Annotated in this window: 20 protein-coding genes and 1 pseudogene; 5 read left to right on the forward strand and 16 right to left on the reverse strand. The window is 60.5% G+C overall.

The window, feature by feature from the left end; translation table 11 throughout:
* Positions 1-6: 6 nt before the first annotated feature.
* From WG939_RS06425 to WG939_RS06440, 4 genes are read left to right on the forward strand one after another with little or no spacing between them, the layout of a single operon-like run.
* On the forward strand, positions 7-777 hold the full coding sequence (locus WG939_RS06425) for an enoyl-CoA hydratase/isomerase family protein (protein ID WP_339983869.1): 771 nt from the start codon (positions 7-9) through the stop codon (positions 775-777).
* A 1-nt stretch (position 778) separates the two neighbouring features.
* On the forward strand, positions 779-1969 hold the full coding sequence (locus WG939_RS06430) for a thiolase family protein (RefSeq protein ID WP_339983871.1): 1191 nt from the start codon (positions 779-781) through the stop codon (positions 1967-1969).
* The gene (locus WG939_RS06435) at positions 1970-2698 is read left to right on the forward strand and encodes an enoyl-CoA hydratase/isomerase family protein (RefSeq protein WP_339983873.1); all 729 of its coding nucleotides are present in this window, start codon (positions 1970-1972) and stop codon (positions 2696-2698) included.
* Positions 2695-3522: a 3-hydroxyacyl-CoA dehydrogenase family protein gene (locus tag WG939_RS06440; protein WP_339983875.1), complete on the forward strand. Its 828-nt coding sequence runs from the start codon at positions 2695-2697 to the stop codon at positions 3520-3522. The genes WG939_RS06435 and WG939_RS06440 overlap by 4 nt, the downstream gene beginning before the upstream one ends.
* A gap of 6 nt (positions 3523-3528) precedes the next feature.
* Here WG939_RS06440 and WG939_RS06445 read toward each other — a convergent pair whose 3' ends face one another.
* From WG939_RS06445 to WG939_RS06455, 3 genes are all read right to left on the reverse strand, one after another.
* Complete coding sequence (locus tag WG939_RS06445; protein WP_339983877.1) at positions 3529-3834, reverse strand: hypothetical protein; 306 nt, start codon at positions 3832-3834, stop codon at positions 3529-3531.
* Positions 3835-3924: 90 nt separating this feature from the next.
* Positions 3925-4254: a hypothetical protein gene (locus WG939_RS06450; RefSeq protein ID WP_339983879.1), complete on the reverse strand. Its 330-nt coding sequence runs from the start codon at positions 4252-4254 to the stop codon at positions 3925-3927.
* Positions 4255-4688: 434 nt separating this feature from the next.
* Positions 4689-5141, reverse strand: a complete 453-nt coding sequence (locus WG939_RS06455) for a PaaI family thioesterase (RefSeq protein ID WP_339983881.1) — start codon at positions 5139-5141, stop codon at positions 4689-4691.
* 77 nt (positions 5142-5218) lie between these two features.
* Between WG939_RS06455 and paaZ the strand changes: the two genes are divergently transcribed.
* Positions 5219-7201, forward strand: a complete 1983-nt coding sequence (gene paaZ / locus WG939_RS06460; RefSeq protein WP_339983883.1) for a phenylacetic acid degradation bifunctional protein PaaZ — start codon at positions 5219-5221, stop codon at positions 7199-7201.
* On the opposite strand, the gene WG939_RS06465 is transcribed toward paaZ, so the two are convergent.
* The 13 genes and pseudogenes from WG939_RS06465 to WG939_RS06525 form a co-directional block, all read right to left on the reverse strand.
* Positions 7179-9548, reverse strand: a complete 2370-nt coding sequence (locus WG939_RS06465; protein ID WP_339983885.1) for a bifunctional lysylphosphatidylglycerol flippase/synthetase MprF — start codon at positions 9546-9548, stop codon at positions 7179-7181. The genes paaZ and WG939_RS06465 overlap by 23 nt on opposite strands.
* Positions 9545-10792, reverse strand: coding sequence for an alpha/beta hydrolase (locus WG939_RS06470; protein WP_339983887.1), 1248 nt, complete (start codon positions 10790-10792; stop codon positions 9545-9547). Before WG939_RS06470 ends, WG939_RS06465 begins: the two co-directional genes overlap by 4 nt.
* A gap of 7 nt (positions 10793-10799) precedes the next feature.
* Positions 10800-11436: pseudogene (locus tag WG939_RS06475) on the reverse strand (DedA family protein).
* Positions 11437-11480: 44 nt separating this feature from the next.
* Complete coding sequence (locus WG939_RS06480) at positions 11481-12443, reverse strand: hypothetical protein (RefSeq protein WP_339983889.1); 963 nt, start codon at positions 12441-12443, stop codon at positions 11481-11483.
* 80 nt (positions 12444-12523) lie between these two features.
* Positions 12524-13237: an NADPH-dependent oxidoreductase gene (locus tag WG939_RS06485; protein ID WP_339983891.1), complete on the reverse strand. Its 714-nt coding sequence runs from the start codon at positions 13235-13237 to the stop codon at positions 12524-12526.
* 220 nt (positions 13238-13457) lie between these two features.
* Complete coding sequence (locus tag WG939_RS06490; RefSeq protein ID WP_339983893.1) at positions 13458-13778, reverse strand: MmcQ/YjbR family DNA-binding protein; 321 nt, start codon at positions 13776-13778, stop codon at positions 13458-13460.
* Between the two features lie 9 nt (positions 13779-13787).
* On the reverse strand, positions 13788-14741 hold the full coding sequence (locus WG939_RS06495) for an ABC transporter substrate-binding protein (protein WP_339983895.1): 954 nt from the start codon (positions 14739-14741) through the stop codon (positions 13788-13790).
* A gap of 17 nt (positions 14742-14758) precedes the next feature.
* On the reverse strand, positions 14759-16201 hold the full coding sequence (locus tag WG939_RS06500) for a VWA domain-containing protein (RefSeq protein WP_339983897.1): 1443 nt from the start codon (positions 16199-16201) through the stop codon (positions 14759-14761).
* The gene (locus tag WG939_RS06505) at positions 16194-17081 is read right to left on the reverse strand and encodes an ATP-binding protein (RefSeq protein ID WP_339983899.1); all 888 of its coding nucleotides are present in this window, start codon (positions 17079-17081) and stop codon (positions 16194-16196) included. The genes WG939_RS06500 and WG939_RS06505 overlap by 8 nt, the downstream gene beginning before the upstream one ends.
* Positions 17082-20225 carry a cobaltochelatase subunit CobN gene (locus WG939_RS06510; protein WP_339983901.1) on the reverse strand — a complete coding sequence of 1048 codons (3144 nt, stop codon included), beginning with the start codon at positions 20223-20225 and terminating at the stop codon, positions 17082-17084.
* On the reverse strand, positions 20222-20995 hold the full coding sequence (locus WG939_RS06515) for an ABC transporter ATP-binding protein (protein ID WP_339983903.1): 774 nt from the start codon (positions 20993-20995) through the stop codon (positions 20222-20224). Before WG939_RS06515 ends, WG939_RS06510 begins: the two co-directional genes overlap by 4 nt.
* Complete coding sequence (locus tag WG939_RS06520) at positions 20992-21945, reverse strand: FecCD family ABC transporter permease (RefSeq protein WP_445227888.1); 954 nt, start codon at positions 21943-21945, stop codon at positions 20992-20994. Before WG939_RS06520 ends, WG939_RS06515 begins: the two co-directional genes overlap by 4 nt.
* Before the next feature lie 235 nt (positions 21946-22180).
* Complete coding sequence (locus tag WG939_RS06525) at positions 22181-23842, reverse strand: DUF5635 domain-containing protein (RefSeq protein WP_339983907.1); 1662 nt, start codon at positions 23840-23842, stop codon at positions 22181-22183.
* Positions 23843-23844 lie beyond the last annotated feature (2 nt).

Consider the following 23844-nt stretch of genomic DNA (forward strand, 5'->3'; position numbering starts at 1 on the left):
TTGGACATGCTTTCACTTGATATCAAGGATGGCGTCGCCGAAGTCACGCTGAACAACCCGAAGGCGATGAACGCCCTGGCTGAGCAGGACTTGGCGGACCTGGCAGGTGCCTACACCGAGGCAGCTAACGCTGGCGTACGCGCGCTCGTCCTGCGTGGCGAAGGCCGAGGTTTTTGTGCAGGCCGCAACATCGCAGGCGTCAACCCCAAGGATGACGACGCCTACGACTACCTAGCCAACAAGGTCACCCCGGTGCTGCGCCAGATGGCTGAATTCCCGGCACCGACTTTCGCTGCGGTTCAGGGCGCCTGCTTGGGCGTAGGCCTGGGACTCGCGATCGCCACGGACATTGTCTACGTGGCCGAGGACGCCAAGATTGGTTCGCCGTTCGCCAACCTCGGTGCCACCCTCGACTCAGGCGGACACGCCCTGTTTGTCGAGCGGCTCGGCGCGCACCGCGCCATGGATCTGATCGTCACCGGCGAACTCATGACCGGTGTCGATGCGGTGAACGCGGGCTTGTTCTCCCGCGCGGTCCCAGCCGAGGACCTGCTGGAATTCACCCGCTCGAAGGCCACCAAGGCTGCCCAGGGCGCAACGCTCGCTTTCATGAAGTCCCGCGCCCTCGTCCACCAGATCCGCGATGAGCGCATCGGCCTCTGGTCATCTTTGGAAGCCGAGAACGTAGCGCAGGGCGAACTCTGCAGCTCAGACGACTATTTCGAGGGCTTCGCTGCCTTCCAGGAAAAGCGCCGTCCAGAATTTAAGGGGAAGTAAATTGACTGCATATCTCGTATCCGGAACCCGTACCCCGGTGGGCCGCTACGGCGGCGCACTGTCCTCCGTCCGCCCCGATGACCTGGCCGCTTTGGTGGTCAAGGCCGTGGTGGAAGAAGCCGGCATCCCGCCTGAAGCTGTGGACGAAGTGATCCTCGGTAACGCCAACGGCGCCGGCGAGGAAAACCGCAACGTGGCCCGCATGGCCTGGCTGCTCGCAGGTTTCCCCGATTCCGTCCCTGGCATCACCGTCAACCGACTCTGCGCCTCCGGCATGTCCGCGATCGCCCTGGCCACCGCCATGGTCGAATCCGGCCAGGCCGACATCGTTGTCGCAGGTGGCGTCGAGTCCATGTCCCGGGCACCATGGGTCATGGAGAAGCCGGACAAGCCTTTTGCCAAGCCTGGTGAGGTCTTCGACACCTCCATCGGCTGGCGCTTCGTCAACCCGGTTTTCGCAGCTCAGGACAAGATGACCTACTCCATGCCGGAAACGGCCGAAGAGGTCGCGCGCCGCTGCAACATCTCTCGCGAAGACGCCGACGCCTTTGCCGTTGAATCCCAAAAGCGCGCACTCGCCTCCCGCGACTTCATGGCCACCGAGATCACCCCGGTCCCGGTCAAGGACCGCAAGGGCAACGTCACCCTCGTAACCGAAGATGAGGGCCCACGCGAAGGCACGACCCCCGAGGTGCTCGCCCGCCTGAAGCCTGTGGTCAAGGGCGGCGAAGTGGTCACCGCCGGCAATTCGAGCTCGCTTAACGACGGCGCGTCCGCCATCATCGTGGCGTCTGAAGCAGCCTTGTCCAAGTATGGCCTCAAGGCGCGTGCCCGCGTCGTCGCGAACGCGGCAGTAGGCCTGGAACCTGCGGTGATGGGTCTGGGACCGATCCCGGCTACCCGATCTGTGTTGGACAAGGCCGGTTGGTCTATCGACGATGTCGACGCCTTCGAGATCAACGAGGCCTTCGCTTCCCAGTCACTTGCCACCGTCCGCGAGCTGGGCCTTGATCCCGCTTGCGTTAACGCTTGGGGTGGCGCCATCGCGCTCGGACACCCGCTGGGATCCTCTGGTTCGCGCATCACCGTTACCCTGCTGAACCGGCTCGAGCAGACCGGTGCTTCCAAGGGCGTGGCCACCATGTGTGTCGGCGTCGGCCAGGGCACCGCAATCGCGATTGAGAGGGTGTAAATGACCGCGCTGACCATTGATTACTTAGAGGACCGAGTCATCGCGACGATGTCGCGTCCCGAGGTTCGCAACGCCATCGACGCGGAGATGATCGCCGAGTTCCACGAGCTCTGCGCGCAACTTGAGCAGGATCCCAAGATCCTCATCATCACAGGCGCCGACGGTATTTTTGCCTCCGGCGCGGACATCGGCCAGCTGCGGGAACGCAGGCGTGACGACGCCCTCCGTGGCGTCAACTCGACCTTATTCACCCGCCTCGCTCGCCTGCCGATGCCGGTCATCGCAGCGATCGACGGTTACGCCCTCGGCGGCGGATCGGAACTAGCCCTAGCTGCGGACTTTCGACTTGGCACTCCACGCATCAAGGTTGGCCAGCCGGAAACCGGGCTCGGCATCACCGCTGCCGCGGGCGCGCTGTGGCGACTCCGGGAAGTGGTTGGCGAGCCGATCGCTAAGGACATCCTGCTGGCAGGGCGAATCTTGAACGCCGAGGAAGCCCTGGCCTGCGGTTATGTGACGGGCCTACATGAGGACGTGCTGGCAGCGGCACATGAGTTGGCGGATCGCGTCGCAAAGCAGGACCCGCTCGCTGTCCGCCTGTCCAAGCAGCTCTTCGCCATGCCCGCCTCCGCGCACCCGTACGTGGACAACATTGCGCAGGCTATTTGTTTTGAATCCGACGCGAAATTCGAGCGCATGACCGCGTTCTTGGAAAGGAAGAAGAAATGACCTTGCAACGAGTTGGTGTGCTCGGCGGCGGCCGCATGGGCGCTGGTATTGCGCACGCATTCCTAATGACCGGTGCCAACGTGGTCGTGGTCGATATTGATCCGGCAGGCCCAACGCAGCGCATCACGCGTGATGTGGAGAAGTCCATCGAACGCGGGGCCTCCGGTTCAGCTACTGATTACTTGGACCGCTTGACCTGCACTAGCAATGTTTCTGACTTCGCGGGCTGCGAGCTGGTCGTGGAAGCAATTCCGGAGGACTTCTCCCTGAAGGCAAAGGCCTTTACCGACATTGCTGCTGCGGCACCGGAGGCAGTGATCGCCTCCAACACCTCGTCCCTGTCCGTGACGGACCTGGCGGCGACGGTGCCGAACTCCGAGGTCATTGGCCTGCACTTCTTCAACCCGGTGCCTGCCTCCAAGTTGGTCGAGATCGTGGTTGCCGAAACGACCTCTGAGGATCTAGTTACCCAGGCTAAGGAATGGGTCGCTGCACTCGGCAAGACCCCGATCGTGGTCAAGGACTCCCCTGGCTTCGCTTCTTCCCGACTCGGCGTGGTGATCGCCCTCGAAGCGATCCGCATGGTCGAAGAAGGCGTCGCGTCCCCAGAGGACATCGACAATGCCATGGTCCTCGGCTACAAGTTCCCAGTTGGGCCACTGGCACTCACCGACATCGTTGGCCTGGACGTGCGGTTGGGAATTTCCGAATACCTGGCCTCTACCCTGGGCGAACGCTTTGAACCACCAGCACTGATGCGCGAGATGGTGGCTCGTGGCGAGCTCGGCAGGAAGACCGGGAAGGGTTTCTACACGTACGAGTAGAGCGTCTTAGATCAGGTTCTTTGCCCACAGGCCTCGGCCGATGCGGAGGATTGCGGAAAGGATTGCGCTCATCATGAAAAGCAGGATGGATACGCCGAAGGTGAGCGGGCCAACAGATGCTTCAATTGGATTCTCGGAGACAATCAGAAAGAAGCTCACAATCAGTCCGCCCACTCCGGCTAGATATCCGCAGGTAGAAATGAATTCAAGGGCACCGAAACCTGACTTTCCTACTCGACCCATTGGTGGGGCTGGGAAGCTTTGCGACTGTACCGGAGGGACAGAAAAGTCTGATTGAGGCGGCTGTGGCATTGTCAATGTGACTCCCTAATTTTGTTGACAGATAACCACAACAATGTATCAAACATGAAGCAAAGCTTCCTGTTTGATACATTCTTTTCGCTACCCCGTCTTTTCCGCTCGTGCAATGAGATCCAATAATGCGCTGACCGGCACATGCGCGTCGCCGGCAGCGCCTTTGGACACGTATTCGGTGACAATTTCACGGAGCTTCGCCCCGGTCGTTTTCCCTTCCGCCTCGGCCATTTCTCCCACAGCATTAAGAATCGAGAGAGGCAGACGAACTGAGTAGGAAGTCATGGCCTCAGACGCCCTCGGGATGCGATACTCAGCAGGGCGTTCCATCAACCGCGCATCTCGCATAATTGTTGACTGGTCGGTGTTGTCGTAATAGTCAGCAAGCTCTTGAAACTCGTACTTATCGTTTCCCATTTCGAAACTCCCTGCGTTCAGTCATTGTCATGTCACGAGCAGTGACACAGTACTTTCGGCCATCAATAGCATCTACAACAACAAGAAGTAGGTAACGACCACTGTCGGTTGTTCCCAGAGCGATCGTCACTCCATCACGCCCTTGCCTCACAAGCAAACGGGTTGCCCGCCAAACTTGCTCGACCTCGATAGGCCTTACACCGTGACGAGCAATGTGTGCCACATTCTTGTCATTCCAGAAAAACTCATCCCAGGGCATTAACGCCCCTCAAATTCACAGTGTATGCGTTTCGCACACGGCAGGTCAACGGCATATTTCCCCCCCCTGTTTCACCAATTCCCACAACAACAATAGCGAGAGTTCAAAAACAGAGGAAAGAGTTATCCACCGATTACCCGATCGGGCACCTAAGCCTTCAAGTCATCCACAACCCCTACACCCGATCCACGATCGCGTCAGCACGCGCTGCCTCCAGCGCAGCATCCAGATCCCCCAGTGACTCAACGAGCGCATTGGTGATGCGCACGGTGCACAGCCGCTCCCCCGTCTCCTCGGCCGTGATGACCACCTCGTGCGAGGTCAGCGTGCGTCCCAGCTTGATCGGTGTGGCTACTGCTCGGACGTAGCCGGAACGCAGGCCACGGTGATGTGTGGCATTGATATCCACACCCACGCAGGCTTTGCCCAGCGTGGAGGCATATTTGAGGGCAGCCCAGGAGCCGGCCATTTCACCGAGGCAGGCCATCGCTCCCCCGTGCAACGATCCGAGTGATTGGCGGTTGCGCTCGACGGGCATGCGCACCTCGACGCGCTCGACCGACTCGGAAACGACTTCAACGCCCATGCGAATGTCCAGCTCGCCGAGGGAAATGTTGACCGGCTCCATATAAACCTCCCATTGAAATTGTGATCTGCGTTATACTCTAGACCATTACCTACCGAACGTTCAGTAAAGGATGGAAAATGCTCGTTCCTAGCTACCTCTCCGGCCAGTGGATCACCCCGGACTCCCCTAGCAAAGTCACCGACGTGCTGGACGCCCGCAACGGTGAGGTTATCGCCCAGGTCAGCACCGAGGGCCTCGACATCGCCGGTGCCATCGATTACGCCCGCACCACCGGCCAGCAGGGCCTCGGCGAACTCACCATCCACGAGCGCGCCCTGAAGCTCAAGGAACTCGCACTGTTCCTCGGCGAGCACAAGGAAGAGCTCTACCGCATCTCCGATTCCACCGGCGCCATGCAGCGCGACCACTACATCGACATCGACGGCGGCATCGGCACCCTGTTCACCTTCTCCTCCAAGGGCCGCCGCGAGCTGCCGAACTCCCAGGTCATCGTCGACGGCCCCACCGAGCCCCTATCCAAGGACGGCTCCTTCATCGGCACGCACATTTACTCCCGCATCCCGGGCGTCGCGGTGCAGATTAACGCCTTCAACTTCCCGGTCTGGGGCATGCTGGAGAAGTTCGCCCCGGCGTTCATCGCGGGCGTTCCTACCCTGGTCAAGCCGGCCACCCCGACCGGCTACGTCACGCAGAAGTGCGTCGAGCTCATGGTGAACTCCGGCATCTTGCCTGAGGGCTCCATTCAGCTGATTTCCGGCTCGGCCCGCACGCTCCTCGACCACCTCGACTACCGCGATCACGTCGCCTTCACCGGCTCCGCCGCCACCGCCGCGCAGCTCAAGAGCCACAAGAACGTCATCGAAGGCGGTGTCCGCTTCACCTCCGAAGCCGACTCCCTCAACGCCGCGATCCTCGCCTCCGACATCACCCCGGACGACCCAGAATTCGACGCGTACATCAAGGTGCTTTTCACCGAAATGACCGCGAAGGCCGGCCAAAAGTGCACCGCCGTCCGTCGCGCGATCGTGCCACGCCCGCTTATCGACGCCGTTAAGCAAGCCCTCGAATCCAAGATCGCTGACAAGGTGAAATTGGGCGAAACGATGGGTCCCCTGGCCTCCTTCGACCAACAGGATGACGTGAACTCGGCCGTCGCAAAGCTTGAAGCTGCGGGCGCGGTGGCGACGCGCGTCTGCGAGCTGCCGGAGCAGGGCGCTTACGTGCTGCCGACCATCCTGACCTGGGACAAGGACGCCGATGAGGTTCATGACATTGAGGCGTTCGGCCCGGTCGTCTCCATCCTCGGCTATGACACGGACGCCGAGGCGATCGCATTGGCGCAGCGTGGCAAGGGTTCCCTGGTGGCCACGGTCTGCACCCGCGAGAAGGCAGCCGAGTACGCTGCGGGAATGGCTGCGCACCACGGCCGCCTGCACTTCCTCGATCGCGATGACGCCAAGACCACGACGGGTCACGGCTCCCCGCTGCCGATGCTCATCCACGGCGGCCCGGGTCGCGCGGGTGGCGGCGAAGAGCTCGGTGGCGTGCGCGGCGTGAAGCACTACATGCAGCGCACCGCTCTGCAGGGCACACCGAACCACCTGACCGCGGTCACGGGTGAATGGCAGCGTGGCGCCGATGTCCAGCGCGGCGAGCACCCATTCCGCAAGTCCTTGGCCTCTCTCAAACTCGGCGACCAGTACGCCTCTGAGCTGCGGAAAGTAAGCCTGGAAGACATTCTGGAGTTCGCGGAGAAGACCGGCGACACCTTCTACGCCCACACGGACGAAGAGGCTGCCATGGCCAACCCATTCTTCCCACGCCGTGTCGCCCACGGCTACCTGCTCGTTTCCTGGGCAGCTGGCCTATTCGTTTCCCCGGAGCCGGGCCCGGTCCTCGCCAACTATGGCCTGGAGAACCTGCGCTTCATCACCCCGGTGACCTACGACGATTCCATCCGCGTCGAGCTGACCGCCAAGCGCATCACCCCGCGCGTCACCGACGAATACGGCGAGGTCGCCTGGGACACCGTCATCTATAACCAGAATGACGAGATCGTGGCGACCTACGACGTGCTTACTTTGGTTGAGAAGGTTTAGCAGCCCGCAGGGGGCTTTGGGGCCCGAAAACGAATGACATCGGCGCCAAATTCGGAACGTAACACTTGGATACGGCCATGCCGATGGCCGGAAGCGTGAGCTCATCGCGGTAGAGCATGAGCCACGTTTCGTGGGAGGGGTCGAATTTGCGCTTGAATGCGGCCAGGGAGCGGAACCCATAGAGCGGTTCCAAGGCTGCCCCTACGCGCTCCAGTGCTTGACCGAGCATGCCGACGCCTTCCACCGCTAGCGGTGCGCCGGACAGGGATACCCATTTGATGCCGTCGGCGTGGGCGCGGAGCAGGGTTTCAGCGATGAGATATTCCACAACAGGCTTGAAGCCGTCGTGGCTACGACGCATGAAGTCGAGGATCCAGCCGGTCTGAACACCATCTTCGTAGCAGGGGAGCCAGCTGGTGACCCCATGCACGGTGCCGTCCTCGGAGACAGCGAGCATAAGGCGCACAGAAGGGTCATCCAGCTCGGCGAGTCCGCCCAGCGTAAAGCCCATTTCTGGGAGCGCTTTGTCGGAGATCCATTCTTCGGAAATCGCGGTGATCTGGTTGCGAACCGCAAAGGAACTCTCGGACCAGGTGGTCCACTCACACGTGATGCCTTCCTTGGCGGCGCGGTTGCGGGCTGTGCGGATGTCTTGGAATTTCTTGCCCTTGAAGCCTGGTTCCTCGGCCACATCGATGACCGATTCGCTGGCTACCGGGAGGGCGTTCCAGTGCGCGCGCGTCGCGGCGAAGGACTGCCTGACGGAGTACCAGGACACGTGAGCTCCCTGGGCATAGATGTGGCGTTCGAAGGCGTCGGCAAGCTCGCTGCGGTTGGTACCCACTGGCTCGCCGACGGTGACGGCAATGCCGTTGTGCATGCGGTAGGCGACGAAGCCGGTGTCGCCGAACCAGTACCGGTTGCCGGTCCAGAGGGTCATCCAGGACAGGTGGTCGCCGGTGGAGGATTGCAGGAGGGTGCGGGCGCGGTCGCGGTCAGCGGCGATGCAGGGGTCCGGGGCGTCTTCGAGAAGGCGCCAGAACATGACGATGAAGCCAACCCAGAAAATGATGCCGGTCCACTCGGTGAGGATCCACGCGAAGGTGTTGAAGGGGAGGACGTCGAAGAGGAAGAACTTCGACAGCTGTGGTGGCAGATAACGCAGGGGAGTAGCCAGCAAGATCTGCGACCACGGCCCGGAAAAGGCGAGCCGACCGCACAGCACCCATACCGCGGCGGTAGCCAGCCACCACAGTCCGAGCCGGGAATAGAACCGGCGCCTGCGGGCCGGGCTCAGGCGCACCTGGAAGAGGTCGCGGCGCAGCAGCAAAATGATCATTGTGAGCAGGAACGGCAGCGCGATGTAGACCAGCATTGGCACGTTGAACATTTCGAATTGGACCAGCTCAAAGGCGATCGCTGCGGTTGCAATCACCAGGCACAGCAGGATGAAACGGTGAGCGATTCGACGCCCACGCACCAGACCCGCAGCTAGCGTGGCCACCACAACCAGAGGCATCAGGTTGGCAAGCATCGGCCCAATGCCAGAGGAACGCAGCTGCCACATCGCGTGCACACACGCCGGATCCGAGGATCCATCGAGGCAGAGGATTTCCGCCTGTTCGCTTGTCATCTGCGGCAGCGTAAAGAACGCCACCCCGGAAAATGGGCCCGTGGCATCCGGATTCAAGCCGGAAAACACCGGGCCGAGAAACACCGACATGACCACGATGGCCATGAGGACGCGCGACTCGCGAATCGACGCCACCGGCTTCTTCACGCCTTCTTGAATGCGGACCAGGCCGGCTACCCAACCGCCGAGAGCCGCAGCGAAGAAGGCGAAGTCGCTCATCACACCGGCGTAAAGGATCAGGGAGATCGTCAGGGCAAAGAACATCGCTCGGATGCGTCGGCGCCACAGCGGCCCCATCTGCGCCGAGGCGTACATCGACACACCACACAGCCACACGAATGGGTTGAGCACGCGCTCATTCGCCAGCTGCTCACCCCAGTACCAACCAACCGCGTCAAGCCCCCAGGCGACCAGCGCACCTACCGCGAGCCCGATGACGTGCGCCATCACCGCGGCTGCGAGGAATTGCCTGGACCCCAGCTTGCGCTCGACGAACCCGCCGATGCTGAGCAGGGCGATGGTGGATAGCACCGCGCCGAACCAGGTGCCTACTGTCAGCGCCGAGGTCGCCCACGTCCACCATGGGGAGCGGGCGTCCACGCCGAAGCCGAGGGTGTCACGAAGTACCACGGTGTTGAAGCCGTATGCTGCCCGCAGCACCCACAGCAACGCCACCGCGCCTAGGGTCACCGGCACATGCTTCACGACGTTCACAACAGGCCTCCTCGCATGGCGGCAAAGTCAATCGTTTCCCGCAATGCCACTCGCCACACCTTGTAGCTGTGACCACCGGGGACTTCCAAGTATTCAGTTTTCATCCCGGCGCGCTGCGCCTTCTCATTCAGCGCCTGCAGTTCCGCCTTGGCGTGCGTGTCTTTGTCGCCGGAGACGAAACGTCCGTGGATATGTGCGTAGGTGTCGGTGCCCGCGGCACCATCGAGCAGGGTAGCGGGATTGACTGCCTGGAAGGCGTTTTCATCCCCACCAAAGAACTGCTGCACGGTCTTGTTGTGTTCGCCGACAGTCGGTTCGGCCTGACCGGAGAAGTTAAGGAAAGTGCCGTAGGAATCTGGGGCGTTGGTGACCACCTGGAGGGAGCAGGTGCCACCGTAGGACAGGCCACCGATGGACCATTTCTGCTGGTCCGGCTCCACTCGGAACTTTTCCTTCAGTTGCGCCGGGACATCCACGGCAAGGTAGGTCTGCACCTTTTCCGTAGGGCCGTCGACGCAGATCGGGTTGCCAGTCATGGAGCCGGTACCGTCCACCGAGACGACGATCGGGGAGAGTCCGTCGTGGTCCTGCTGGAAATCTTCCAAGGTGATGTCTGCGCCACCAGATTCAAACCACTGTTCAGGCTTGCCGGGGTTGCCTGCCATCAGCACGATCACTGGGAGCTTGCGTTCCGGCTGCTTGAAGTAGGCAGGTGGAATGTAGGCGACGGCAGGGCGGTGCGTGAATTGGGTTGCCTCGAGGTCGACGGTCACGAGGGCGCCGACCTCACGGTCGTCGATAAGCGGTGGTGTCTGGAGGGACTTGAACGTGTCGTAGTCCATGGGCTGCACGATGGGCCGTGGATCGAGGGAGTGAATGGTGGGGTATTCCTGGAATTCCAGGTTGAAGATGCCCCAGGCGGAGGCGAGTGCTCCGATGGAAAGGATGCTCAGGAGAATGCGACGACCACGTTGCAGGATGGCGCTGGCCAGCACGAAAAAGGCGAGGCCGCCTGCGACGAAGATTTGCCAGGCGATGCGGTCGGGGAAGGGCTTCCAGCTCACTTCGAGGATGTACCAGCAGGATCCTGCTGCAGCAGCAGCGAAGACCGCTGCGATGATGACCCGCCAGATCATTCGGCGCAGCCCTAACAAAGCAGCCACGACGGCGATGACCATCGTGGCGTAAATGATTATTGGAGCTGGGCCTTCGGTAAGAGAAATGCCTCCCAAAGCGTCCCACATACAGCGCTTACCTTTCTACCGGCACTGCTCCCTCGTGGCGCGCCCGGAACCATTTCGAGGCAGCTGACATCACGATTGGAAGCACGGACAAGCCAACGATGACCAGCATAATGGCATCGATGCGATGCGCAATGCCAGGAATGTCGCCGAGGAGCACGCCGACGAGGGTCATCGTGATGACCCAGCCGATGGCGCCCATGACGTTCCAGCTGAGGAAACGACGGTAGGTCATGTCAGCGGTGCCTGCAGCCAGGGGCACGTAGGTGCGCACGATGGGCACAAAACGCCCCAGCACCAGCGCGAATGGGCCGTGCTTGGCGAAGAACGCCTCTGCCTCATGCAGGTGCTTAGTCTTCAGGATGCGGGCATCCCTCCTTGAACAACCCGCGGCCAAAGCGACGGCCGAGCCAGAAACCGACCTGATCGCCGAGCACCGCAGCGACGGACGCCACCAGGACGAGCAGCATGACGCGAATGCCTAGGTCATGGCGCAGGATCGCCGCGGTCACCAGCAGGGAATCGCCAGGGAGGAAGGGGAAGAGGACACCAGATTCAATGAAAACAACTACGGCCAGACCGGCCAACGCCCACGGGCCGAACCCTTGCAGCAGGGTTCCGGCATCAAGCAGGGAGGAAAGAGACATACCCTATAGGTTCTCTCTAACTGCCCCATAGTGGCGGATTAAATTCAGCTCGCGGGCCGATATTGGCCAGGTTTGCAGGTCATGAGGCTAATTTGCTGTGGCGGATTGAGCTTCGCCACGGTTTCCGGCAGCCAACATTCGCCCATGATTCCGGTGGTCATGGTGCCGTCCGGCTTGAGGAGCTGCCACTTGTTGCCGTCGAAACGCGCAAACCGCACGTGCTCGGTTGCGGGCACACCGAACTTGGCCCAGGTGCCGTCGCAGAAGTCGACGTGGGTTTCCTTCTCCAAACGCCCCAGCTCAGCGGCGATGCGACCCGGCTGGCAGTTCGCGCTCACGTTTGCCGGCGCGGTGGTCGGCGCGCTTGTCGACGCCCCATCCACAGCCACCAATCGATCGCCCTCTACCCGGAACATGCCTTCTTCCATGAGGGATGGCGCAGCAGCCGCGTCCTTGGGGCCCATCGCGCGGTACTTCAGGTACAGCTGACCGTTACGGACGTCGATCTTCTCAAAGGTGCCACGGGCCTGTTGTGGCTGCTCAGGCATCTTTAGGGCTGGGACCAGGACGTTGAGGTTGCTATCCAGGAGCATGAGTTTGGCTGGCCAGCTAACACCTCCCTGATCGCAAAGGACCTGGACCACGTATTCCTGTGCGCCGTCGCCGTTTACATCAGCTTGGACCGCCACGACCTGTTCCTCCGGCGTGGAGGCCTCGGCGGTCAGAACGGACACCTGGCCACGCCCGTCCTTGAGGTATTGCTGAGGGAGTTTGCCGTCAACCAGCTGGCCCGCCTGGTGATCACACATTGCCGGCATCTGCATGGTCAGCAGCTGCTGTTTCACGCTGGCCTGCTGAGTAGTTGGTGGGTTTGTTGTCGGTGGTGGGGCTTGGGTGGATGCAATTGGGGTTGGCACAGCAGGCTGTTCCACCTGGGTCTTTTCTTCATCGCAGCCAGCCAATGCGAGCGAGATGAGGGCGAGGGGAGTAATGACACGCAGTTTCATAGCTCGCACGTTAAAGGAGGAGCCCCAGTGCGCGCGAGAGTCCGAAACGACTTGTTACGGCATCTTTGCTGTTCAGAGACCTACAGCTTGAAGCCCTGCTGCCGAGCACCCTCGATGGTTGAATCCCGCTTGTCCAGGGGCTGGCTGTAGTGGCCACCAACCTGCGTGGAAAAGCTCTTGACCGGCTGGTTTGGGTTGCGCAGATCGTAGTAGGTCTGCATTTCTTCGTCGTACTGCTTGAGCGTGGCCGGGTCTGCCTCCACATAGCCGTTTTCCATGACTCGGATCTGCTTAGGAAGCCGAGGTTTAAGCTGCGGTTCCTGGTCCGGATAGCCGATGCCCATCCCCACCACTGGATAGGTGAGAGGAGGAAGGTGCAGCAGGTCGATGATCGCCTGGGCGTCGTTATGCACGTTGCCGTAGTAGTTCACGCCCAGCCCGAGACTTTCCGCAGCGACGCAGACGTTTTGCGCCATCAGGCAAGCGTCAGTGAAGCCGGCGATGAAGTTGCGCGGGTTGGCGGCGCCGTCGGCCTCGGTGAGCTGGTCATTGCGCCACGTATCGACGATAAATAGCAGGTACACCGGAGCATCTGCGGCATACGGCTGGTTGCCGATCTCAGCGAGCTTGTCCTTGAGATCCTGGCGGGTGACATTAATGATGCTTGCCTGCTGCAGCCCCAGGGAGCTTGGCGTACGCATCGCGACGTCCAGGATCGGCTGGAGATCAACGGGCTCAGGCTTGAAGGCGCGGATCGTGCGGTGATTCAACTGGGTTTCGATCGTGGGGTTCATGGAGTCCAGGGTATTCGGGTTGAGCACTCGATGGCGTTAGTTGTCATTCGTGCGTGTGTGTTCCGGGGTGCCGGCAGGGGTTCGCGCCGGATCTGCCCCAAACCCGCGCTACTAAACCCGCTTGTCGCAGGTCATGAGTAAGTGATTTTTGAGCATCAGTTTTGTTCACCTGCATAAAGCGGGTTCTAGACCGCGGGGTCATGAAGGGAACGCAGCGCACCTACTTGCGCACCAGCCGGAAGGAATCCACGACCAACTCGCGGACGAGAGTGCCGGGGACGCCGCGGCCTTCGGTGATGGTGATCCAGTGCCGTTTGTTCATGTGGTAGCCGGGTGTGATGCCGGGGTATTGCTCGCGAAGGAGTTCGCCCTCGAAGGGGTCGACCTTAAGGTTCAGGATTCGCGCACCGTTTAAAGTGCCGAGCAACGCGAACCATTTGCCCTGGATCTTGAAGGCAATCCAGTCATCGCGGAAGGGTTCCTCCTTGATGGCTCCGAGCTGGAGGGCGGTGCCGCGGGCAAGGTCGTGGAGGGAGGGCATGAGCCCATTCTAAGAAAGGAACTCCGAAACCTGCTTCAGTCCTTCGGTAATGCGTTCCGCTGAGGTCACACCCGTAGTCACCGTATCCGCGTAGAAAACCTTGCCATTCTTAATGGCAGGAACCTCTGCGAGCGCCGGGTTTTCCAATACCGGCTTGAAGTCCTCAGCACCTTTGCCACGGTAATTCTGGATAATGATCACGTCCGGGTTCGCCTTCAGAATCGCCTCTGGATCAGCGGGTGCGCTTCCTGGTGCGCCCATCGTGTCAATAACCGGCTTGCCACCAACCTCACGAACCAGCCCATTGAGCAGCGTGCTCTTAGGCATAATGAGGTTCTTTCCGCCACGATGCATCAGCGTGAGCACCTTCGGCTCGCCGGTTGCCTGCTTCAGATTCGCCTTGCGCTGCTCTTCGATCTTCTTTCGTAGTTCAGCACCAGCCGCGTCGTCACCCGTCAGTTCTGCCACCTCATCGACGTGGGTGAGAATGTCATCGATCGTTCCCCAGTCATCAGTAGAAATAACGGCCATCGGCACCCCGTTGTTCTTCAGCATCGCGATGGCATCTTTCTCGGCGTCGTGACGCGCACTGGCGAGCACTAGATCTGGCTTCGACGCCAAAATCTGTTCTGGATCGATTGGTGCGCCCACCTTGAGCACCGTCGGAACAGCAGCAGCATCGCTTGCGACCTGACCGAGCTCAGGGTTTAGCTCCGTAGCAATCACCATCCGATCCTTGCCTGCGATTGGCAGAACCAACGAAGTCAGATCAGCGGTGAGCGCGGCGATCCGCTGCGGTTTCGCAGCGATTTTCACCTCGGAATCCCCAATCTTTACCGTGCGAGGAAACTGTCCTTCGGTGCTTGCAGATTGGCTCGATTCTGCCGGGGCGTTGTTAGTCGCGTCAGTCCCACAGGCCGTGAGCAGTGAAATGGCCAACAGGCCAGCAATTATCTTCTTCATCTATTTCTCCTGTTTGTTCATTGTCGGTTGTTAGGCGCAGTGAGCCACGCCATAGGGTCGCCTCTTCGCCGAGCTGTTCTGCCCAATCCAAGTGGCATGACATGCACATCACTGACCGTCTGAAGCTGGCAGAATGCCTGGCGCGCATCGGCGCGGGCTGGTTCCTTGCCCGTAGCTTTCAGGCCAACGTTGGCGGCTCCGTCGCTGAGAATGATCGTTCGAACCCGTTCGGGCGGAAAACGATGAGCGATCCGAGCAGCAAGCAATAAGCCAGAGGCCAAAGGGGTGCCACCGCCTGTCGGCAGTCCCTTGATGCAGTCGCGGGCACGACTCACGCTCTTGGTCGGTGGAAGCCCGACATAGGCTTGTCGGCCACGAGCAACAACGATTGCGACGCGATCTCGGTTGCGATAGCCCTGGTTGAGAATTCCCAAGGCGATGGCTTTTGCCGTTCGAATTGCACCTACGCCCATGGATCCGGAGGCGTCAACGACGATGATCGCTAACCCACCACCGCGGGAAACTCGATCGACTGTGCGCAGGTCATCCCTGGTCAACACAATCTTTTCGTGTTGAGAAGTCCGACGAATCGGCTGCCACGGAGCCGCAGCCGCGAGCGTTGGGATGAGGGCTAGGGGAGTCGCAGGTTTCCAGTTGAACACCCGGCGCATCCGCCCGCGTGTGAACGAGGATTCCGAGGCACCACCGCGCCCCGGCCACCGATTCTTCGAGGCGCGCCGAGAACGGGGGATAGGAGGAGGTGTCGCCTCCGATTCGTCCGGCTCCTGTGTCGGTTGATCAGGGGATTCCGGATCTTTGTCCTCGTCAGATTCCTCAGGTTCATTGTCAGAAGGCTGAGGCTCGTCCCGCGGAGGTGGGGGAGGCGGGTCGCTGAGCTCGGTACGCGGGGCAACCACCAGCTCAAACACTGCCTGGAGGATTACGTCCTCATCGGCACCAAGTTCTGCCAAGCTTTGTGCAAAGCGACATGCAGGGATGTCCAAGCGTGCACCAGCGAGCCCGCTCGCGGTCAGCATGTCGACGATGGCCGTCAAAGGTGCTTCCCCCGAGCAGGCTTCGGCCCTAGTTGGAACTGCAGCCGGAGACATCAAATCCCTGATCAAGGCCGGCGAGGAGTCGGCAGCAAGTTCCAGCACAAGCGGAGATTTGTCTTGGAGAGCCAAAGGCAATTGACCGAAGCTGTTTGCGCGGACCAGAACTCGCCGCGCTGTAATAGCTGCGGCCATTTCGGGGGCAAAAGCCTCAGCATTGGCCAAAATGGCTGTTTCCGAAGCTTCACTTAGTCGAGCAAGCTCCATGCTCGGAGACAAGCGAGTGTGCGGCCCGGCCTGAGCGAGGAGGCTGGGCCACAGGGCGTCGACAAGCGCAGGGTCGCCGGTGACCGCAAAGCCGACGTCCGGACAGCGCGCCCAAGCCTGGAGGTAGAGGTGGTTAACCAAGGACGCTCCCTAGGCGTTCTTCTACGTCAGCGGGCGTTTCGAAAGCTTCGGTGGCCATGCGGTGACGGAGCGCAAGGCGTGCAACTGCAAGGACATCTGCTTCGATGACGTCAGTGGATCCTCGCAATGCGGCATGGGCGGTTGCGGCGCGAGTGAGCACCAACTCACCCCGGTGGCCGACGGTTCCCGCAGTAGCGCACAGCGTAATGATGTGTTCCAGCAGTTCATCTGAAATCTGCAAAGTCGGCAGCAGGGTACGAGCATGGTCAATCTGCTGTTTGAGTTGCGCCTGGGCTTTCGACGCGGCCGCCGAGAACGAGGCAGGATCAGCATCAAAGGCAAGGCGCCTGCGGACGATGTCTAGGCGCACCGCAGGGTCGGTCATAGTGTGGACCCAGGTGGCCAGACCAAAGCGATCCTGCAGTTGTGGCCGAAGATCACCTTCCTCGGGGTTTCCCGAGCCAACCAGTACGAATCGGGCTGGGTGCGTGTGGGAAATTCCGTCGCGTTCGACGATGTTCACGCCACTAGCTGCAACGTCGAGCAACACATCCACGAGGTGATCATCAAGCAGGTTGATCTCATCGATGTAGAGGAATCCGCCGTGGGCGTCGGCAAGCAGCCCGGGCCGCAGGCGCGTTTCACCGGTGGCGAGGGCGTGATCGATGTCCATCGACCCGATCAAACGATCCTCCGTGACGCCGAGAGGGCAATCTACGACCGGATCCGAGAGCAATTCCCCGAGCGCACGCACGGTCGTCGTCTTGCCAGTGCCACGGTCGCCCAGCGCCAAGACACCGCCAATGAGCGGATCCACTGCGCACAGCAGGAGCGACAGCTTGAGTTCGTCCTGTCCAACAATCGAGGTAAACGGGTACATCTAGATTCCTTCCAAAACGTTGTCCAGGTGTTCAGCGAGCTCTTCCAACTGCTCCACGTGAGAATCGGACGCATCCCACAGACCACGGTCGTGAGCCTCAAGCAGGCGAGTGGTCATCGAATTCACCGCGGCCGGGTTTTCCTGCTCCATTTGCTGGCGCGTTTGTTCGTCAAAAAGCAGGAGCTCCGCAGCCTGATCGAACACCCAACCATCGACCACACCGGTGGTGGCCTGCATGCCAAAGGTGTTCTCCAGGCGAGTGCGCACCTGCGCCACACCGCAATACCCATGCTCCAACTGGGCCTGCACCCACTTCGGATTGAGTATCCGCGTCCGAGACTCCAGCCGCATCGCATCCTGAAGTGTCTCCACTCCGGGGTTCGCGTGCCAGGCATGCGAGACGTACGCCGCCGGTGCAGCGCCACGGAGCTTTTCGACGGCCTTGGTCACGCCTCCCAGGAACTCGAAATAGTGGTCCACCCCAGCCAGGGACGTTTCTGCGGAGTCTACGTTCTGGAAGGTGACGTCGACCTTTTCCAGTGTTCGTCGAAGCACCGCATGCGCTTTTGTTCCGTTGCTGGTGCCCCAGGCGTGTCCCATCCGGTGCAGGTACATGTCCGCCAATTCTTGTTCATCATCCCAGCTCGCGGCCTGAATGAGCTTGTTAACACCGGTGCCGTAGTTGCCCGGCGCGGCGGAAAAGATACGTACGGCGGCCTCCACGATTGGGATATCCAATTCCTCGGCTGATTCGGAGGCGTGCCGCTTGATCGGGTTGTAAGCTAGCGGTTCCTCCAGGGAGGCAATCTCCCGGATGGCCTCATCGAGCAGCGCAATGGGGTTCGGCATGACATCACGACACACCCCAGACAGGGTGCACACCACGTCCACTCGCGGGCGACCCAGCTCCTCTAGGGACAGGATTTCATAGGAATCGACACGGCCCCGCGGGCCGGTTACTGGTTTTGCGCCAATGAGAGCAAAAGCCTGTGCGATGCCCTCACCTTGGGTTTTGATGTTGTCGATACCCCACAGCACCATGGCGATCGACTCCGGGAATTCCCCAGTCTCTTCCTGATGCTTCGCGATGACCTGCTCCGCCGTCGCGCGACCTCGTTCCCACGCAGTAGGGGTTGGAACCGTGGCTGGATCCACGCCGTGGACATTGCGTCCGGTCGGCAGCGCGTCGGGTCGACGAGCTGGATCGCCACCAGGAACCGGGTGGGTATACCCGGTGAGCGCATGTTCCAGCGCCGCAATTTCCTCATTGACCTGCAGGTTTTGGTCCAGTTCCGCTAGCACTTCGGGGCTGTGGCCGTAGGTTTCGGCAAGTTCCAACGACCGCGCGGTTTGGTCAGCAGCCATCGGCCGGCCCAGAACGTGCAGGCCCATGGCAATCGGGGAGCGCCGAATTCGCTCGAGCTCTCGGCGCAATTCCTCTGGGGAAAGGTCCGGCTCGAAACCACATTTCTCGGCAAGCTCTGGCACATCTGCGGAGTTGGAGTTCAGGGCTTCTGACAGGGTTTCGAGATTGCCGTAGAGATCCGCGTCCGCAAGCGGTGGCGTGAGATAGGAAACCAAGCCCGCGGCAGCTCGGCGCTTGGCAATCGTTCCTTCACCGGGATTGGCCATCACATACAGGTAGCTGTGAGGAACCGAGCCCGTGAGGAGGAGTGGCCAGTCCGCAAGCGCGAGGCCGGTTTGGCGACCAGGCATGAATTCGAGAGCGCCGTGCGTGCCGAAATGGATCATGGCGTGATGGCCAAAAACATGCTCTAACCAGAGGTAATAGGCAGCAAAAGAATGCGATGGGGTGGCATCGTCGCGGTAGAGCAACTCGGCGGGATCCGAGACGTCACCGAACTGTGGCTGGATACCGACAATCACGTTGCCGAATTGGGCACCTCGAATGATCAGGTCGCGACCATCCGTGTCCACCTCTCCGGGAGTCTTCTTCCACGGGCGCTCAATGCGCTCGGTATGAGCGCCAAGAAGGCGCTTGTACTCAGGCGCAGACAGTCTGCCGAGTTCACTGCTTGCCGAACGCTGTCCGCCACCACCTGCGCCGACGATGGCGTCGATAAGCTCATCCTTGGAGCCCGGGACGGTGACGGTGTAGCCGCGCCGTGCGAGGTCGCGAAGGAACTGAAGCAGGGATTCAAAGACATCGAGGTGTGCGGCCGTTCCTACGGTTCCGTCCCCATCGTGGCCAAAAATCGTGAGGGAGATTTTGCGGTCCTTCACATCCGTGCGCCGTAGTTCCACGATCCGGCGGATGCGCTGTGCGAGCCGGTCGACATTCTCCGCGACGGGTTCTAGCAGTTCAGTGCTGGCATTTCGTCCGGTGAACACCCACGGCACCGTTGCACCCTCAAGCTCCGGGATCGCGATGTTCATGCTGACTGCCGTCGGCCACAACCCCGTCGTCGCTGGATCCTGCCACTCCGCCAACGTGCCTCGCTGCAACGGAACCGGGGTGAGCAGTTGCGTATCGTTCTTTGCGGCCAGCTGGGTGCCTTGCTCCAACTGCGGCGCCCCATGATTTCCGGTCAACGTGAACCCATTCAGGTTCAGCCACACGTCCACCGTTTCTGTGCACTCCGTAGGTGCCCCGAGCCACACGAGGGGACGGATATTCTGGCGCGTCAACGCTGCGGCAACCGCCTCAATGTACTGGTGGTCGCCGGCAGCAACGTGCAGCCCCGACGCCACCACGCCGACCGTGCCGATAGCTTCTGACGGTTCGGGCACATCGTAGCGACCTCGTGGAACGTCATCAGGGCACTCGTCGGGGTCTTCACCAGCGCACAACAGTGCTGCGTGCACGAGTCGTGCTGGTGTGCAGGTGCGAAGTGCGTCAGCAATGCGCTTTTCGACGCCTTCGGTGTACGCACACTTCTTCGTCAGAACTTGCGCATTGGGTGGGACCACGAAGAGTGGCGTTTCTCCGGCTTCTCGAATGACGGCCATCGCCTTGTCGGGGCGATGGCAGCCCTGGACCCAGACGGCATCGCAGTTGGTAAGTGGCTGGTCAAGCGGGATGTGCTTGATACCAATGCCGTGTCCTTCAAGCTCCTTCATCGCCTTTTGAATGGTGAGATTCGCCGGCCCGTGGAATCCCCAGGCAACTATGGTGAATGTCATGCTGATCCTTTCACGGGCTTAGGGGTGATGAGCCTGGAGTTGCTTGCCGGGTGATGCTCGATAGCTAGTGGCAGTTGGTAGGTTGGCTCCAGATATTCCTTGGTCAGAACGGATTCTGTGGAGCCCTCGGCTACTATTTGTCCGCGGTGCAGCAGCACGGCGCGATCGCACCAGCGGGATACCAAGTTGAGGTCATGCAGTACGACGACGATCGCTTTGCCTTCCTGGCTTAGGTCTTTCAGCAATTCCAGGACCGCGACTTGGTGTTTCAGATCGAGTGCGGAGACTGGCTCGTCGAGAAGCATCACCGGAGTGTCCTGTGCCACCGCACGCGCGATGTGGACGAGTTGACGCTGACCGCCGGAAAGCTCGTTAACTGCCTGGTCTGCAAGGTGCTGAGCACCCACTTTCTCCAGCGCTTCCTGCGCGATCGCGCGGTCGTGCGGGCGTTCTGCTTCCCAGCGTCCGCGATGCGGATACCGCCCTTGCTTCACGACGTCTACAGCACTGAAACCAATGCTCATTGCGGTATCTTGTGGCACGAAAGAAATAAGCTTGGCACGCTCTTTAGGTTTCAGGGTATCCAGATTGCGTTGCTCATGGACGACTGTGCCGGTGGCGGGGACGAGACCGGCTACAGCGCTCAGTAGCGTGGATTTTCCGGCACCATTGGGCCCCACGAGTGCAGTAACGCTCCCAAGTGGCGCATCGAAACTGACGTTGTCGAGCACTGGTTTGTCATAAGAAACGCTGAGGTTAGCGACTTTCATAGCCCCAAACCCTTCCTCGTTTTCCTCGTGCGAAGCAGCAGGTAGAGGAACACTGGCGAGCCGATAAAGGCCACTACCGTTCCCGTTTGCAGGGCGATCGGCTGAAACAGCAGGCGGGCCACGATGTCGGCCCCGATAACAAAGGTGGCGCCCAGCAATCCTGCAAGTGGCAGGAGGTAGCGGTGGTCGGGGCCCAGGGTGATGCGGATGAGGTGGGGGACCACCAAACCGACGAAGGAGATCGCACCACTGACGGCGACGGCGGTGGCGGTCATGACGGCAGCCAATGCGAGGCTAGCGATGCGCAGGCGTTTGATGTTGAGGCCACTTGTTTGTGCGGTGGCACCGCCCAAGAGCAGGAGATTGAGGTCTCGGGAGAGCAGCCAGGTGACAATGAGCCCAGCTACGATGGGCACCGTTGCCACGTTGACATGCGACCAGGTTCGGGCCACCAGATCGCCGTTGAGCCAAAAGATGACGCTACGCAGGTCGGAGTCCTGGGGCGAATTGGCAATGGTCGCGGAGATGATCGCCCCGATAAATGAGGTGATCGCCATGCCTACCAGGACCAACGTCGCAGGGTCTGCTGAATTTCTCGTGCTTGCGATGAGGTACACCACGAGGACGGTAGCCAGCGCTCCGATGAATGCGCCCGCGGGGAGCGTCCAAAGGCCGAGGAAACTGACACCACTGACGATTGTGAGCACTGCACCGAGCGCTGCGCCCGACGAAACACCGATGATCCCGGGATCGGCCAGGGGATTGTGGAAGATGGTCTGCATGAGAGCGCCCGATGTAGCTAAAGCTGCGCCCACCAGTCCCGCGATGAGAATTCGGGGCATCCGAATGTTTGTGACCACTGGGTTGCCTGCCAACTCGGACACCGGAATCGTGATCGGCCCCAAACTCAGTGCGAGGAGCCCGACACCAACGAGCAGCGCAACCGCCATGGGCAACGCGAAAAAGCGGGTTTTCACTAACACCACCTATTGAAAATGTATATCTTTTCAGATTGGTAGCAGTATAACCGATGACCTTTTGGGGTCGCGGTGCTTGATCCGCCCCTGGGTGTGACATCTTCCAAGCCTTTATGGTGGTGCGCGACCTGCGGATTGTTAGATTAGAGGGGGCCTAATCTAACAATGAATTGGAGTATTGGGGAAACTTTGGTGGATTAGCGGGGTGCTATTCCACCAAACGGTAGCGGCGGGATCGGCCGTTGCCGATGGGGATGACTACTCCGGCTTCGGCCATCACATCGATGCCGGCCTTGGCCGTGCCGCGGGATATTCCATTCAGGGCCATGAGGTCGCTGGTTGCGAGATCACCAACCTCGCGCAGCCACAGCATTGCCGAATTCTCGAGCTCAACCTGTTCCGTTGAAAGGTAACGAGCTGGGGAGAATGGCGTAGGTTCAGCTTTGCGCAAAATGTCCCGGCACGATTCGCCAAGCAACCACACCCCAGCGTGCGGAGTAATCAGAGGAACTCCAGCAACTGTCGTTTGTCGTGCTGCTTCGAGCGCGTTGTGCGCCGATTCGTGGCCCGCCTGGAGGCCGCGGGCCACCGTATCAACCGTCACAAATGGTCGCTGGAACAGCAAATACAGGACGATCGCAATGCGGTAGTCCTCCTGACGAGCCTCCGGGACTATCCCTGACATCAGCTCAAGCACGGGAAGCACTGGCCGACCGCCCACCAACGTGGTTTCCACGAAGGGACCAACAACTTCTTCAATTGTCGGTGGCCTGTGTCCCAAGGCGATCATGGATTGGTACATGCGATCTACACCAACGCCTTGCTTATCGACGAGCCCGATTGCCCGATAAAGGTCAGCCAGTGCCGGATACCTGGCGGCACGATTACTCAACACATTGTCCACTGTTATTGCCTTGGGAAAGCCGCCTGGACTGCGGACAATCAATGTGCTGTCCAGTTCGATCCAGCGCACATCGATAGCTTCGCTGCGGTTCCAATCTCGGTGGATCATGGCGTTGAGCATCGCTTCGCGCACTGCGCTGCGTGGAATTTCGGGAACCGGTTTGTGGACGAATCCTTCCACGACTGTGTTGTTTTTGTTCACCACACCGAGCGCTTGCCCGATGAGTTCAAGCTGTTCAAGACAGGTTTTCTCTGGTTCCGGCACTACTCGGTTCAGCACTTTTCCGCCATAGACGTCGAAGATGCTGAGCTCGATGACGGCACGTCCCGCTGAGGTGAACAGTAGCTTTCCTGCCATAGAAAGAAATCCCTGCGCGTCGAGAGCACCGATGCCACGCAGCAGTTCTTCGTCGGTAAGCTCGGCGAAAGCAGGGTCCCGATTCCGCGCCAATGCCACAGCACCGGGACGAACGTCCTTAATGGTGGCTGCGCTTACCTGCGCCATGGGATCAAATCCTGCTTGGGCGCGCTGATACTCCCACCACTGCGAGCGATCGACCGGCTTGCACGAGTCACCGACGCGCCAACGCAGTCTGTTTCCGGTGTCTTCAACGGGTTCCGCCGCGGCAGCCACGAAGATTGCCAACACTCGCTGCCCTTGCACGCGCTTTTCGACGATATCGGGCGCGACATCAATTCGGCTGTAAATGCCCTGTCGCAGCCAATCGATATCCAGCTCAGTGCCGATGATCCGCCCCGTTTTGTCTTCAATACCGACAATGAGCGCGCCACCGCCAGGTGTGTTGGCCATGCAGGCAACTTCATCGGCAATTGGGTCTAGCGCTGCTTGATTTTCACTTCTTCCAGGCTCCAGCAAGCCTTGAATCAGTCGACCAGGCTCCAAGATACAGAATTGATTCGATTGTGTATCTTTTCTGCGCAGGGAACGATCCTGGAGCCCGATCATTT

Origin of the sequence: Corynebacterium sp. H130 (genome assembly GCF_037572395.1) — a bacterium.
Lineage (GTDB): Bacteria > Actinomycetota > Actinomycetes > Mycobacteriales > Mycobacteriaceae > Corynebacterium.